Below are 14,587 nucleotides of genomic sequence, written 5' to 3' on the forward strand. Positions count from 1 at the left end.
CTAGAGCCCTAAAAAGAGCCTTAAAAGGGAACCTAAAAAAAATGTCTTACAGTTCTTAGCTCATGCAACACTAAAATTTATGTCTTTTGGCACTGTATAGCAGCAGGGCTGGTTTTCAAATGAGTGGCAGTAAAGCCAAAAATTTAAAAGTTTTGCTTACAAACAAAAAATTTATACGAGTTCAGTATCTTTGACACTTGAAATAAAACAATATATGATTACGCCTATACAAGGATTCTCAAAGCTTACTAAAGATCAAAAAATTAAATGGATTGCTGAGAATTATACCTCAAATACAGCGCATACCACTACCCTTCTGGAACGTTATTGGAATACGGATGCTAAGGTTCAAAAGCTTCATGACGAGTTTATAGAAAATACAATTACCAACTACTATTTGCCTTTCGGGATAGCTCCTAATTTTTTAATTAACGATTCACTCTACGCTATTCCAATGGTGATTGAAGAGAGTTCGGTAGTTGCCGCAGCAAGTAAAGCTGCAAAATTTTGGTTGACCAGGGGCGGATTTAAGGCGCAGGTTCTAAATACTGAAAAAGTAGGTCAAGTTCATTTTATGTATGACGGTGATGCTGATCAAATAACTTCTTTTTTTAAGCAATTAAAGCCCATTTTGAAAATGGATGCTGCATTGCTTACTAAAAACATGGAAAAAAGAGGAGGAGGCATTTTAGATATTGAGCTCAGAAACAAAACGAAGGAATTAAAAAATTACTATCAATTGCATTGCACCTTTGAAACACAAGATGCCATGGGCGCCAATTTTATAAATACATGTTTAGAGCAATTTTCAAAAACGCTGAGAAGAGAATTTGATGACAGTGCTTTGAACACTCAAAATAAGGAGACCTTAGACATTGTGATGAGTATTTTAAGCAATTACGTACCGAACTGTATTGTAAAAGCCGAAGTGAGTTGCCCCATAGAAGATTTAAACGAAGACAAAAATATAGCGCCTGAAGTTTTTGCAAAAAAAATACTTAGAGCGGTTGAAATTGCCAAAGCTGAACCTTTTCGAGCGGTAACCCACAACAAAGGAATCATGAATGGGATTGATGCGGTTGTACTCGCCACAGGTAATGATTTTAGAGCTGTAGAAGCTGGAGTGCATGCCTATGCTGCAAAAAATGGCAACTACTCAAGCTTAACGCACGCGAGTATTGAAAATGGTATTTTTAAATTTTGGATTGAAGTACCACTAGCCTTGGGCACGGTTGGCGGTTTAACCTCTTTACATCCTCTGGTAAAATTAGCTTTAGAAATATTACAAAAACCATCAGCTCAAGAATTAATGAAAATTACGGCTGTAGCCGGTCTTGCTCAAAATTTTGCCGCTGTTCGTTCTTTGGTGACTACGGGAATTCAAGAAGGGCACATGAAAATGCACTTGATGAATATTCTAAATCAGTTTGAAGCTACTGAAAGTGAAAAAATAGCCTTGATTGACTATTTTAAAAAGCATACGGTAAGCCACAGTGCCGTTGTAGAAGCCTTAGCTCAATTACGCCATAAATAATGACAAAAAAGTTCTACAGCAACGGGAAATTATTACTCACTGGAGAATATGCCGTTCTCGACGGGGCTCTTGCCTTAGCCGTGCCAACAAGGTATGGTCAATCACTTGTACTTACCCAAAACACCACAAAAAAAATAGTATGGAAAAGTTTTGACTATCAATCTAAAATATGGTTCGAAGCACTTTTTGACAGTAAAACATTAGAAATAGTATCTTCCACTGATCGCCAAATAGCGAAAACGCTTCAGAAAATAGTTATAGAAGCTCAAAAATTAAACGCTAGTTTTCTGTCTGAAAATGTCGGGTATGAGGTACATACCTATTTAGACTTTCCCAGAGATTGGGGCTTGGGCTCCTCCTCTACCTTGTTAAACAACCTTGCTCAATGGGCAGAAGTTAATCCGTTTACCTTACTGTGGAATGCCTTTACCGGCAGTGGTTATGACATAGCCTGTGCGCAGCATAAGCAACCCATTACGTACCAAGTGTTAGAAAAAAAACCTTTGGTTACTGAAGCACCATTTACGCCTAATTTTCTAGATGCTATTTACTTTATACACCTCAACACAAAACAAAATAGTAGAGACGGTATTAACAGCTATCGAAAAGCAGCATTTGATACCCAAACATTCATTTCAAAAATAACATCGCTTACCAAAGAAATCTGTTCTTGTAAAAATATTGATCTATTTAAACAGCTTATTGTAGCACATGAAGTTTTAGTTGGTGCCGTACTGCATAAAACTCCTATACAGCAAGAACGATTTAGCGATTTTAATGGGGCTATTAAAAGTTTAGGGGCTTGGGGCGGTGATTTTATTATGGCTGTCGGAGCTGAAAATACGCCGAAATATTTTAAGGATAAAGGCTATACGACTGTTTTACCTTATGCAGAAATGGTACTTTAAAAGCTTTACCCATCACTACTAAAAAAGCAAGTGATGGCAGCATAACTAGCGTAATATAAAATATTAGCTCTTGTTTATCACAAATAATATACTTAAAAAATACACCCATAAAAAAAGCCTCCTAATGGAGGCTTTTTTAAGTCGTTCGGTCTATGGAGCTACTAGTAGAAAATAGCTCTATTATCTTCAATTTCTGCACCTGATTTTAGCGCTTCAAATAATGAAGAATATATTGAATTTGACTTTGCATTTTTTAGCGTATTTGCAAAAGTGCTGTAGTTATCTAGCTTAGGAGCCTCGGTTTTTTTGGTAACACTAATCATATAAATTCCGGTATTTCCTTCTAGCAAGCCTGAAGATTTACCTTCCCCTAAAACATAGGCGGCACCAACAATGGCAGGTTCATTCCCTGCACCTGGAATGGTTGCAGCTTTTACCGTTAAAGCGGTAGCTGTAGCAGCAGAAACATTATTACTTGAAGCAAAATTATCCATAGACTTTCCTTTGTTGGCAGCTATGATTTGCTCTGCTTTTTTCTTTTTACGCAATATAGGCAATACCGTTGCAGAAGCATCTTCAGCAGTCATTAAGCCCTTTTCATATTTTGCTACTAATTGAACAACAGCATAGCCGTTATTTAAGTCAAAACGCTTGATATCTCCTTTTTCAGTGTTTTCATTAAATGCCCATTGAACGATACTGCGTTGTGCAGAAAGTCCTGGTAAATTTTCATCCATAGGATTAATTTTATTTACCGGTCTTACCACATAATTTTTTTCTGCAGCTAAATCTGAAAATACTTTTTTACCATCAATAGATTCCATTTCGAACTTCGTTGCGTCTTGGAACAATAAATCTGTAGTTGTTTCAGAGGCCTCAATTTCTCTAACTAGGTTTGCTATTTGATAAACATCTTGCTTTTCTTCTACTTTCACTATATGAAAGCCAAAATCAGTTTCTACCAATCCTATAGAACCCGTGCTATTGCTAAAAACAAAATCATTAAATGGAGCTACCATAGCACCTTCCTGAAAAAACCCTAAATCTCCACCTCTTGGTGCAGAAGGCCCTTCAGATTTTTCTTTTGCCAAGTCAGCAAAATTGACATCCGATTTTTTAGCTTCAACTAAAATTTCCTTTGCCATTTGCTCGGCTTCTTCTTTTGTTCTCGTCGTTGTCTCGTCAGCACTTTGAGAGTCCTTATATTTTATTAAGATATGACTAGCTTTAACATTGCCATTAGCCTTTTTTCCTGTTAGCTTCGTTACCTTAAACATATTACCATCACGGTAAGGTCCAAAAATTTCTCCAACATTTAATTGTGCAATTGTATCTGCAAATTTTACTGGTAAGCTCGATTTTGGTTTGTAAACGGTATCGAACTTCATATCAGAATTAAGATCTAAAAATACCGCCATATCGCTTGTATTTCTAAATCCTTTTATCACTTCGGTTGTGTCTTTAGCTTCACTAAAGACCTCTTTGTCATTTAAAAGTGCTGTGATATTTTCTTTTACAGAATTTTCATCTCCTACAGATGCCTTTTCTTCAAAATATACAAATTGAATATCTCTGCTCTGTTCTTGTTTAAAATCTTCTTTGTGTGCCTTTATGTAGGTTTCAATTTCAGCTTTACTTACGGCAACGGTACTATCGGCTATAGCGGTAAAAGGTACTCTTACATAGCTAATATCTAGTTTGTCATTCGCAAATTTATAGTCTAATTCTCCTTCTTTTAAAGTAGCTCCTACACCTGATCTAATTAAGTTGAAATAAATTTGCTCCTTTGCAGCACGAATAATATCTTTTTCGTTCTGTAACCACGCCTGATAAGCTGGTGGGTTATTTTCTTTTAAATCAGCGATGTACGAAATAAACTTTGTTTCGTCGAAAACCCCATTGTCATTTAAGAACTGAGGCATTTGTGAAAACTGAGGATTTGATCTTAAGAAATCTACAATTTGATCTTGTTCTACTGTAATTCCTAAAGCCTTAAATTGCTCCTCTAGAATCGCATTTCGAACTTCTTGGTCGTATACATTATTCACCACTTGCATTGCTGTAGCGCTAGGACCGTAGTTACGAGTTGCTATTTCAACCTTTTCTCTAAATTCATCTATAGAAATTTCATTACCGTTGATTTCTGCAATAGCGGAACCAGCTTTATTCCCTGAAAAGGAATCTGCGCTAAAGATACCAGATACTACAAATGCAAATAATGCTAAACCTATGATTAAAATCAATATGGTTGTTTGCTTTCTAATTTTATCTAAAATTGCCATTCTATATTACTATTTTATATCAGCGCACGAAATTACCATTTTTCTTTTAAATACTAAAGACAAAAATTTTATAATATTTACTGCACGAAAAATAGAAAATACCCCTGTACAGTTACGCTAACACTTTGGTTTGTAGTGAACTGTCGTCAAAATAAAAAAAACAAGCCTATAAAAAGAACTACCTAATTGTTTTTCAGAAGATTATAAACCTGCAGGAAGTGAATTTTAGTACTAAAAAAGGAAGCTAAGGCGTTCAAAAATAAAATTTAAACACAAGCCTTAAAAGAGTATCGATATCAAGAAACCATAGGACACTGAATCCTAAATTTATTCCCATCTCATACCCAAGGTATTAGGCATGAAGTCAAGCCTTGAGGACTTTTATAGATGAAAATGAATTAGTTCACTAATCAGGATACTTCCGCTAACTTTAATTAGCTAAGGCTAAAAACGCCTTGAACCTAAAAGCAAATATAGAATTGTACCCCTAAGACTAATTAGGAAGTATTTCTAATCTTTATCTAATATTTCAAGGGCCACTAAATCTATCTTCGTGCTCGAAACTTCAAGAATAGTAAATAAATAATTATTTATTTTGATCTGAGCATCCTTATCCGGTATTTCCCCGGTTTCATTAACAATTAACCCTCCTAATGTTCCGTATTCGTCGCTTTCTGAAAGCTCTAACCTGTAATTTTCATTGATATAATCGACTTCTAAACGTGCCGAAAACTTATAGTTTTTCGAATCGATTTCTTCTTCAATTAAATCGGTTGAATCATGTTCATCTTCGATTTCACCAAAAAGCTCCTCTACAATATCTTCAACGGTCATGATTCCGGAAGTTCCGCCATATTCGTCTAAAACAACCGCCATGCTTTTTCGTTTTTTAATAAGGTTGCTCAAAATATCACTAATTAACATGGTTTCCGGCACAAACTCAACCGGCATTAAAATGCTTTTAATCGTCTTAGGCTTATTGAAAAGTTCATAAGAATGCACGTAACCAATAATATTATCAATAGTGTCTTTATAAATCAATATTTTCGAATAGCCCGTATCAGAAAACCTTTTTATTAAACTTTTTGGTGTCTCGTGAAGCTCGACCGCTTCAATTTCTGTGCGAGGCACCATAACTTCGCGTGCTTTAACAGCCGAAAACTCAAGAGCATTTTGGAAAATCTGGATCTCAGAATCTACTTCATCTTCTTTTTCTACCGCTTCCATTTGCTCTGTAATATAATCGCCTAATTCTATTTTACTAAAGGCCAATTGTACTTCATCACCGTCGGTTTTAAAAAACACCTTTAAAATAATATCAGAGATTTTAATCACAAAATCTGAGATAAATGAAAAAAGAATATAAAAAATATAGGCAGGTAAAGCCAGTATTTTTAGTAAAGTGTTTGAATATATTTGAAAGAGCACTTTAGGCAAAAACTCCGCAGTCAGCAATATAATTATCGTTGAAATTACCGTCTGTGCTATTAGACTAAAATCGGTTAAGAGTGCCGTTACCAAGGTACTATTTGATGGGCCATAACTCAAAAACCAATTCATGAGCAAGTCACCCATATACAGGCCATACACGACCAAGGCAATATTATTACCTATAAGCATGGTGGCGATAAACTTCGATGGTTTTTTGGTAAGTCTTGTTAATACTTTAGCTAAAAAACCTTCTTGTTTTTTTTCAATTTCAATATGAATTTTATTTGCAGAAATAAAGGCGATCTCCATCCCTGAAAAAAAGGCAGATAAAATCAAGCAGCCAATAATAATAACAATTGATAGTCCCAAGATTACTCTTTATTATCTTGTTTGTGTTTTTCGAATTTTATGCGATAGTTTCGTCTAAACAAAAACATACCGAAGGATACTACTGCAAAAAATATAAACAAATAAGCTCTTTGCTTGTCGCTACTCCAATTGGTATAAATAACATTGAGCGATAAAAACCCGATAATTAAATATATATATTCGGTGTATTTAAAAAATTTAGTCATCTATTTCGTCTTTAATAATTTTATAACCATCTCCGGTTTTATGCGCATTTAAAATCGTAAAATCTTCATTAAAATCCATTCCCATACCATGAATTAAGGTACCGTCTTTTTCGTCAGAAAATTTAAATTTTTCTTGCGTAAAAATCCATTTATTTGCACGATCGTAATAGAGCTGTGGCGTTTCTAACTTTTTACCGTCTTGCATCTCTATAATCACGTTGCCTATTAAATCTATGATGTCAGTTCCAGAATAAATAATTCCGTAATCTGCCAAAATTACACTTTTATTCCCTTCTTTATCAAAATAATCGATTTTTAAGCCTTTTGGAAACGTGATGTATGGAAAAGCGAGATTCTCAAAATTTTCACTTATTGCTCCGGTGAGCACTACCAATTTTTTTGTTTCAGCTATTTGCTCTGCAAGTGTAACCTCAGGTATTTCAGTATAAACAAGCTTATAATTTTCGGCAGTCCACTGAGGATACAGTTTCTTTTTTAATTCGTCACCCGTTTTACTGTACTCGTCGGCACAAGCCAAAAAAAGCATTGCTGTAGCGCAAACTACAGCAATGCTTTTAAAATTATTTATATGAAATAGCTTCATATTACAAACTAGGAACCTTTACACTGCCACCTACCCAGCAGTTAAATGTCACCGTTTTACCCGCCATATTCTCACTAAAAATCATTTCTCTAGAGGGTACTTTAGACATGTAACTCTCTACGGCTCTAGCCGATCTGCTGGCTAATGAAGGATCTACTCTTCCCGCTTGGCGAGCAACATCTGCAGCCTTCCAATACATAGCACGCTTTTCGAAACTAGTGCTACCGCAATCATTAGCACTACTGGCATACAAACTAGCAATTAATAAATAAGCCTTACCATTTGAAGGATTTGCATCTAAAGCTTTTTGAGCATAGCTTCTAGCGTTAGACTTACTGCCACTTCTAGAAAAATCGGTGGCTACTTTATACAATAAGTTAGACTTTTTAAATTTATCGGTTTCTAAATCTATAGCTTTAGTAAAGTATGATAATGCTGAACTCTTATTCCCAGCTTTACTTTCTAATCCACCTAAATACACATACAAATCTGCTGTAGGCTTTAACGCCAATTGTGCATCTAAAACTTTTTTAAACATAGGATCATCTGTACATTCTTTGTTGTACATTCTGCTTGATGCTCTTTCTAACCAAGTGATATCTGTTTTTTTATCTTCGAAACTCTTTTCGTATAGGGGTATTAAATTAGAGCAATCCGCTAAAGCTCCTAGTTTAGCATCAATACTACCTTCTATACTACCATAAATTCCTGAGTTTTGAGTGTACGCTGCTAATCTTCCTTTCTCTTTTGCCGTAATAGTCCCATCATCTTCTTTTGGCAATAACTTTTCGATATTATCTGTTAATTTTTTGTTTTCAACAGAAATTTGCTCCGTTACGTTATCATAGGTATCAAAAACTTCTTGCAAATCTTTTGCACCTGCTTTATGTAAATCTACGAGTAGTGAAAAATACAAGTATAACGCTTTTGGATTCCCAAAATTATCTTTGTCTACTGTAAAACCATTATGTAAAACATCATAGATTTCTTGATCAGAACCCATTTTTTCATCATTCATCAACAAGGCTTTATCGATGGCAATACCCGCTACTGTAAAATCTTTTGGAAAGTATTTAATACTTGCATCATAAAGACCCATTAAATCATTAATGAAACCAGTTTTTTCCGCACCGGCTGATTTTTCAATTTTAAACTTTAAAATTCTTTCACCGTAGATATAAATGGCTTTATTTAAATCTGGACATGTGGTGTACAGCATTTTCCAAGGCGTGAAAGCAGCCTCATAGTTTTTCACCTTCACATTTTCATGCACTATGGATAAGTTTGTAGGGCATTCTGGGTTGGCTTGTGCTATTGCACCCCCCGTAAACCCAAAAAGCAACATAGCTACGATATAAATTCTCTTTTTCATGATCTAGTATTTAACGGTTAATTAATTTTTCGTTTGTAGAACCACTCTGCATTTAAAGATAGTCCAATATTAAATTTAAAATAATTTTCTTTTATCAGTCCTGCGTCAATAGTTCCTCTCTGACCAAACTCAAAACCTATGTTCAGATTAGAAAAGTCCTTCAACGGTAATCCAGTTCCAAAAGTTATGCCAAAGTCGTTTATTGATTCATTATTAATTACCATTCCAGTATCCGCATAACGTAAACCAGCCCTGTAAACTACTCTATTAAAGTAGTTTGTAAATGAAGAATAATCAGGAATATAGTACCCTCCAACAGCAAAAGTACTTGCTTCGCCGTATTGTAAATTGTCTACTTGAAAGAAATCATTTTTATAGTCTGTTAAGGATTGAAAACTATACTCTGCCCCCACAAACCATTTTAAATCCTCACCCATTCCAAGACCCAATGTAGCTATCGTTGGTATTCTCACATCTGCCCTATTTAAACCCTCTGCCTGCAAATCTACTTCAAAAACTTCAATTTCTTGTCCGTTTATCCTTGAAAAGGAGCCTAATGATTGCTGATTCTCAGCATTGAGATTCACCTGGGTATCAAAGGCTAAAGAAGAATACAACCTGTATTTATCATTTAGCTTAGGCGTGTAATTTAAAGAATAATTAAAGTCATACCCACTTAATTTTGACTCTCTTCTATCTAAAGTTCCAAATTGAACGTCTGATGATGACTGAACTCTTCTGTTATTGATGGTTCCAAAATTATAATTAACTGTGGCACCAACACTCAAATTTTCGAGGATCTTATATCCTAAAGACAAATAAACCCTATTTAAACCTCCGTCTCCGGAATATTCATTACTTAAGGTTGTTTCATTGGCGTCAGTGGTGCTTGATTCTATATTATACCCCACAGAAGAAAATGGCATTAGGCCAAAACCCATACCCATGCGACTACTTAACGGAACGCCTATAGATAGATAATCCAAATTTGTTAAGGTAGAGTTTTCCTTACTCGTTGCGCTAGTATATCCTAAACGCTTATGCGATATTCCCGCAGCATATGTGGTTAATCTTAGCTGGCTGTAAGCCGCAGGATTTTTTAAGTTTATATGTATGCTATCAGCATGCATGCTTATACCACCCATCATTTGATTATCTACAGTACCTGAGGCTATAATATCACCTAAACCAAAATAAGAGTAAGGAGATGAACTTCCGCTTTGCGCCGTTAACCCCCAAGAGGCAAAAGCGACTATTACAACTACTAATTTTCTAATCATTTACTTTTTATTGTATTCCAATAAGTAATTTAATCCCTCAAGGAGAAATTTTGGATTCGCAAATATGGTATTTTTTGTTCGTTCTGACAAAAATAGGGCATCACCACCTGTTAAAATAACTGTTAAATCTTTAAAACGCTGATTGTACAGGTCTACCAGCCCATTAATTTCAGCTAAAACACCATTAATAACACCACTATGAATGCTTGAATTTGTTGTATTTCCAATAAGATTCACCTCTTTTTCTGGTTCTAGTAAAGGTAGTTTTGAAGTTTGTTGGTACAAAGCCTTGTATCGCATTTGTAACCCAGGCGAAATAGCACCGCCTAAATACTCTCCAAAATCATTTACCATATCGTAGGTAATACAAGTTCCCGCATCTATGACTAAGCTATTCCCCTTTGGATTATGATAAAATGCTGCACATGCCAAGGCTATTCTATCCACTCCCAGCGTTTGTGGAGTGGCATATGAATTTTTAAAAGGAACTTTAGATGCATGACTCAACTGATGTACTTTACAGAAAAGTTTAAGTACTTTAAGCTCTTTATCGGTTACAGACCCTACCGAAGAGACTATAGCATGGTTGATATTTGGATATTTTTTAAAAATATTTTTGATCCGAAGTACAAATTCAGAAAGCTCAAATTGTTCGTCATTCAAGAGGCTATTTCCCTTAAAAACAGCTACCTTAACAAAACTATTTCCTGCGTCTATTACTAGGTTCATTTTACAAAGTTGCAAAAATGATAAAAAACATTTCGCTTTTTTTTCATTTTTGTTTGGATATCGCAAAATTGAAATTATATTTGCAGCCGCTAATAAGCGTTGGTGCCTTAGCTCAGTTGGTAGAGCAATGGACTGAAAATCCATGTGTCCCTGGTTCGATTCCTGGAGGCACCACATTAAAAACCCGAACAGAAATGTTCGGGTTTTTTTGTTTTTACTTCCAAATACTTTTTACTTTTTCAAGTTTAATCTCATTAAAAATTACATCTGCTTCTGAGGTGTTTACAAAATTTAGCTGAGAGTAATTTTCGTTGGGAAATAATTGAGCTGTCATTACATACTGTCCTTTGTTGATAAAAATTTCTATCGAAGACCAATCCATTAAAATTTTAACTTCTATTAAATCTTTTGGCAGATGGCCAATAGGCATTTTTTGAATTGATGCAAAATCTTCTTGAAAATCTACTTTTCCAGACTTTTCTCTATTAAGGATAAAAGTGTTTTCTTTTCCATTCATTTCAAGCAATAAATTATCGCCAAAATTATTTTTAAAATTTAATTTAAAATCTCTGGCCTTTGTCGTAAACGTAATTTGAGTTTGGTTGAAATGATCATACACTACAGCTTCCTCAGCCTGTGGTTTTAATTCTACAGTTTTTGTTATGGCATTTTCAAGAAGGTTTTTAAAGTTATCGATAGGGTAATTTATTAATTGATATTCATCGTTTATTTCTTTTAAAGATAAATTTCTTGGTATTGTCATAGCACTTCGCCATGTATTGGTTGGCGTATCACGAGCGTAAGACCAATTGCTCATCCAGCCTATAAAAATTCGCTCTTGATTTGGCGTATTATTATACGTGATCCCTGCATAATTATCGGTGCCCCAATCAAGCCATTTTATATTTTCCTGTTTTGATGTAAATGTTGTGCCATCAAAATCACCTACAAAATATTGAGTGCCACTTCCCCCATTTGGCGCTCCTGGATTAATACTAATTAACAATACCCATTTTTCTTCACTTTCACCTTCTACTTTCAGAGGAAATAAATCAGGACACTCCCAAACTCCGCCATGAGCACCTTGGTTTTTGCCAAATTCACTTACTTTCTTCCAACCTATTAAATCTTTAGATTGCCAAATTTGCAAATGATTCCCAGCTACTAAAAGCATCGTCCAAGACTTGTTTTTTTCATTCCAAAAAACTTTTGGGTCTCTAAAATCTTTCATTCCTTCATTTTTTATGACAGGATTTCCTTCATAAACCTTAAATGTTTCTCCATTATCTAAACTGTAAGCAACTCCTTGAGTTTGAAAATCTGTTCTGCCTGCCTTTTCTCCATCCATATTGTGATATGTAAAAAGAGCTACTAAAGCAGGGTTTTCTTTAGATCCAAAACCAGAACTATTTTCAAAATCAATTACAGCACTCCCAGAAAATATATAACCATTTTTATCTGGGTACAAGGCTATTGGTTTTCTATCCCAATAGATCATATCTTTACTAGTTGCATGACCCCAATGCATGGGACCCCAAACAATATCATCAGGATAATATTGATAAAATAAATGATATACGCCTTTATGATACACTAACCCATTAGGATCATTCATCCACTTTTCTGATGGCGTAAAATGATATTGAGGTCTGTAGCTTTCTTCGTTTTCGTTTTTGATAGACTGAATTTCTACCGTATTCTTTTCTTTTTTCTGATTACAAGAAAAAAACACTGCCATACTTAAAACAAATATTTTTTTTACCATCGCGTTTATATGATTTTAAAAATTTTTTACAACTCTTAAATATAAGAAATATGTTGCTTTGAATTACAGTCTACAAATCGGTATCTTTGTTATCTATTTTTTAAAATACCATGAAATATAGTATCTTTCTTTTTTTAGCTTTTTCATTTTCGAATTTCTCAAACGGACAAAGAACCATTGAAAAAACACTTGAAAAGTGGAATAAAAATACCGTCTCATATATTAGCGTTGAAGCTTTATATTCAGCTGAGCATAGTATTATTTTAGATACCCGAAAAAAAGAGGAATTTGAGGTAAGCCACCTTAAAAATGCAATTTGGGTGGGGTATCATGATTTTAACATCGCAAATTTAAGCCTAACAGATAAAAATGCGCCCATTGTAGTCTACTGTTCAATTGGGGTGCGTTCGGAAAATATTGGTGAAAAATTAATTGCCGAAGGTTTTACGAATGTCAAAAATTTATACGGTGGCATTTTTGAATGGGTTGAAAGAGACTATCCCATTTTTGACATTGATGGAAATACCACCACCAAAGTACACACCTTTAATAAATATTGGGGTAAACTTTTGACCAAAGGAGAGAAAGTTGACCGATAAGCTATTTTGATACAAAAAAATCTTCTGATCCGAAGCATTGGATAAGTACTAAAACTTAAATTCTATCTTGTGTCCTCTAAAAACTTACTCCTTATTTTTACTAGAAATCCTGAGCTTGGCAAGTGCAAAACGCGATTAGCAGCGACAGTTGGCGATCAAACAGCACTAGATATCTACCAATTTTTACTTCAACATACCGTGCGCATTACCAAAAATTTGAAAGTCGCAAAATCAGTGTACTACTCTGAAACTATTTGGCAAGATGATATCTGGGATGCTACCATATACCAAAAAAAATTACAAAGCGATGGTGATTTGGGAGTGAAAATGGCCCATGCTTTTCAAGAGGGTTTTGCAGCCGGATTTGAAAAAATTATTGTTATTGGTAGTGATATGTACGATTTAAGTGAAGGCGACCTAGAAAATGCCTTTTCCCAACTTAACAATACCGATGTTGTCATTGGCCCAGCGGAAGATGGCGGTTATTACCTACTGGGAATGAAAACCCTTCAGCCCAGTGTATTTAAAAATAAAAAATGGGGAACCGAAACCGTTTTAAAGGCTACATTAAACGATTTAAAAAATAAAAATACAATACTTTTAGACACCAGAAACGATGTTGACTATTATGAAGACATTGAAAACATTTCGGCGTTTAAACCTTTCTTAAAAAAGTATAAAAATGACTAAAAAACAATTAAAAGAATCTACAGACTACTTAAAAAGCAAAGGTTTTGAAAGCCCTGAAATTGGTATCGTTTTAGGTACCGGTTTGGGAAAATTAGTAGATGAACTTGAAAACACCATTGAAGCTCATTATAACCACATTCCGTTTTTTCCTTTAGCTACCGTAGAATTTCATAGCGGAAAACTTATTTATGGTACATTTCAAAACAAAAAAGTCGTGGTCATGCAAGGACGTTTTCACATGTACGAAGGTTATGATTTAATGGATGTAACTTATCCAATTCGGGTAATGCACCAGCTCGGGATTAAAAAGTTATTAATCTCTAATGCATCTGGAGCCATCAACTTAAGTATGAAAAAAGGCGATATGATGTTGATTGAAGATCATATTAACCTACAAGGTGCTTCTCCTTTAGCTTTTAAAAATGTAAGTGAATTTGGATCAAGGTTCACTGACATGAGTAATCCGTATGATACAGACATGCGAAAGAAATTACTAGCCATCGCTGAAAAAGAAAACATTACGCTTAGACAAGGAGTGTATGTTTCTGTTCTTGGCCCTCAATTAGAAACAAGAGCAGAATATCGAATGCTTAAATTGTTAGGCGCTGATGCTGTTGGCATGAGTACTGTTCCTGAAATTATTGTCGCTAATCATTTAGACCTCCCTGTTGTAGCGATCTCTGTTCTCACCGATGAATGTGATCCCGACAATTTAAAGCCTGTAAATGTTCAAGAAATTATTGCAGTAGCCGAAAAAACCGAGCCTAAAATGGTTAAACTCTTTAGAGAATTATTAAAACAATTGTAAGCTTTTGTTG

The 14,587-nt window shown here is 34.8% G+C and carries 13 protein-coding genes and 1 tRNA gene; 6 read left to right on the forward strand and 8 right to left on the reverse strand.

Features of this window, described 5'->3' with window-relative positions; translation table 11 throughout:
• Window positions 1-214 precede the first annotated feature (214 nt).
• Both GQ45_RS08380 and GQ45_RS08385 read left to right on the forward strand, forming a co-directional pair.
• Entirely contained in the window at window positions 215-1,534 is a 1,320-nt protein-coding gene (locus tag GQ45_RS08380) for a hydroxymethylglutaryl-CoA reductase, degradative (protein WP_047416674.1), read from the forward strand.
• A complete protein-coding gene (locus tag GQ45_RS08385; RefSeq protein ID WP_047416677.1) occupies window positions 1,534-2,442 on the forward strand; it encodes a GYDIA family GHMP kinase in 909 nt (302 codons plus the stop codon). Before GQ45_RS08380 ends, GQ45_RS08385 begins: the two co-directional genes overlap by 1 nt.
• 161 nt (window positions 2,443-2,603) lie before the next feature.
• On the opposite strand, the gene GQ45_RS08390 is transcribed toward GQ45_RS08385, so the two are convergent.
• The 7 genes from GQ45_RS08390 to GQ45_RS08420 form a co-directional block, all read right to left on the reverse strand.
• The gene (locus GQ45_RS08390; protein WP_047416678.1) at window positions 2,604-4,724 is read right to left on the reverse strand and encodes a peptidylprolyl isomerase; all 2,121 of its coding nucleotides are present in this window, start codon (window positions 4,722-4,724) and stop codon (window positions 2,604-2,606) included.
• Between the two features lie 510 nt (window positions 4,725-5,234).
• The gene (locus GQ45_RS08395; protein WP_081980908.1) at window positions 5,235-6,524 is read right to left on the reverse strand and encodes a hemolysin family protein; all 1,290 of its coding nucleotides are present in this window, start codon (window positions 6,522-6,524) and stop codon (window positions 5,235-5,237) included.
• Window positions 6,525-6,526: 2 nt separating this feature from the next.
• Window positions 6,527-6,730, reverse strand: coding sequence for a hypothetical protein (locus tag GQ45_RS08400; RefSeq protein ID WP_047416682.1), 204 nt, complete (start codon window positions 6,728-6,730; stop codon window positions 6,527-6,529).
• Complete coding sequence (gene lptC, locus GQ45_RS08405; protein ID WP_047416685.1) at window positions 6,723-7,334, reverse strand: LPS export ABC transporter periplasmic protein LptC; 612 nt, start codon at window positions 7,332-7,334, stop codon at window positions 6,723-6,725. The genes GQ45_RS08400 and lptC overlap by 8 nt, the downstream gene beginning before the upstream one ends.
• Window position 7,335: 1 nt before the next feature.
• Complete coding sequence (locus tag GQ45_RS08410; RefSeq protein ID WP_047416687.1) at window positions 7,336-8,706, reverse strand: lipopolysaccharide assembly protein LapB; 1,371 nt, start codon at window positions 8,704-8,706, stop codon at window positions 7,336-7,338.
• A gap of 17 nt (window positions 8,707-8,723) precedes the next feature.
• On the reverse strand, window positions 8,724-9,986 hold the full coding sequence (locus GQ45_RS08415) for a membrane protein (RefSeq protein WP_047416689.1): 1,263 nt from the start codon (window positions 9,984-9,986) through the stop codon (window positions 8,724-8,726).
• A complete protein-coding gene (locus tag GQ45_RS08420; RefSeq protein WP_047420212.1) occupies window positions 9,987-10,715 on the reverse strand; it encodes a type III pantothenate kinase in 729 nt (242 codons plus the stop codon). It abuts the gene before it with no gap.
• Window positions 10,716-10,816: 101 nt separating this feature from the next.
• On the opposite strand from GQ45_RS08420, the gene GQ45_RS08425 reads away from it, so the two are divergent.
• Window positions 10,817-10,889, forward strand: a tRNA-Phe gene (locus GQ45_RS08425).
• A gap of 40 nt (window positions 10,890-10,929) precedes the next feature.
• Here the strand turns inward: GQ45_RS08425 and GQ45_RS08430 are convergent.
• Complete coding sequence (locus tag GQ45_RS08430) at window positions 10,930-12,453, reverse strand: glycoside hydrolase family 32 protein (protein WP_231555173.1); 1,524 nt, start codon at window positions 12,451-12,453, stop codon at window positions 10,930-10,932.
• 137 nt (window positions 12,454-12,590) lie between these two features.
• Here GQ45_RS08430 and GQ45_RS08435 point away from each other — a divergent pair, with 137 nt between their 5' ends.
• From GQ45_RS08435 to GQ45_RS08445, 3 genes are all read left to right on the forward strand, one after another.
• A complete protein-coding gene (locus GQ45_RS08435; protein ID WP_047416693.1) occupies window positions 12,591-13,079 on the forward strand; it encodes a rhodanese-like domain-containing protein in 489 nt (162 codons plus the stop codon).
• Between the two features lie 69 nt (window positions 13,080-13,148).
• A complete protein-coding gene (locus GQ45_RS08440) occupies window positions 13,149-13,769 on the forward strand; it encodes a TIGR04282 family arsenosugar biosynthesis glycosyltransferase (RefSeq protein WP_047416695.1) in 621 nt (206 codons plus the stop codon).
• A complete protein-coding gene (locus GQ45_RS08445; protein ID WP_047416697.1) occupies window positions 13,762-14,577 on the forward strand; it encodes a purine-nucleoside phosphorylase in 816 nt (271 codons plus the stop codon). The genes GQ45_RS08440 and GQ45_RS08445 overlap by 8 nt, the downstream gene beginning before the upstream one ends.
• The last annotated feature ends 10 nt before the right edge of the window (window positions 14,578-14,587 follow it).

It is taken from the genome of Cellulophaga sp. Hel_I_12, from assembly GCF_000799565.1.
Lineage (GTDB): Bacteria > Bacteroidota > Bacteroidia > Flavobacteriales > Flavobacteriaceae > Cellulophaga.

Bases quoted from the DNA above. Each gene is read 5' to 3' on its own strand.
- GQ45_RS08380 (WP_047416674.1), top strand. From the start codon at position 215: ATGATTACGCCTATACAAGGATTCTCAAAGCTTACTAAAGATCAAAAA.
- GQ45_RS08385 (WP_047416677.1), top strand. From the start codon at position 1,534: ATGACAAAAAAGTTCTACAGCAACGGGAAATTATTACTCACTGGAGAA.
- GQ45_RS08390 (WP_047416678.1), bottom strand. From the start codon at position 4,724: ATGGCAATTTTAGATAAAATTAGAAAGCAAACAACCATATTGATTTTA.
- GQ45_RS08400 (WP_047416682.1), bottom strand. From the start codon at position 6,730: ATGACTAAATTTTTTAAATACACCGAATATATATATTTAATTATCGGG.
- lptC (WP_047416685.1), bottom strand. From the start codon at position 7,334: ATGAAGCTATTTCATATAAATAATTTTAAAAGCATTGCTGTAGTTTGC.
- GQ45_RS08410 (WP_047416687.1), bottom strand. From the start codon at position 8,706: ATGAAAAAGAGAATTTATATCGTAGCTATGTTGCTTTTTGGGTTTACG.
- GQ45_RS08415 (WP_047416689.1), bottom strand. From the start codon at position 9,986: ATGATTAGAAAATTAGTAGTTGTAATAGTCGCTTTTGCCTCTTGGGGG.
- GQ45_RS08420 (WP_047420212.1), bottom strand. From the start codon at position 10,715: ATGAACCTAGTAATAGACGCAGGAAATAGTTTTGTTAAGGTAGCTGTT.
- GQ45_RS08430 (WP_231555173.1), bottom strand. From the start codon at position 12,453: ATGGCAGTGTTTTTTTCTTGTAATCAGAAAAAAGAAAAGAATACGGTA.
- GQ45_RS08435 (WP_047416693.1), top strand. From the start codon at position 12,591: ATGAAATATAGTATCTTTCTTTTTTTAGCTTTTTCATTTTCGAATTTC.
- GQ45_RS08445 (WP_047416697.1), top strand. From the start codon at position 13,762: ATGACTAAAAAACAATTAAAAGAATCTACAGACTACTTAAAAAGCAAA.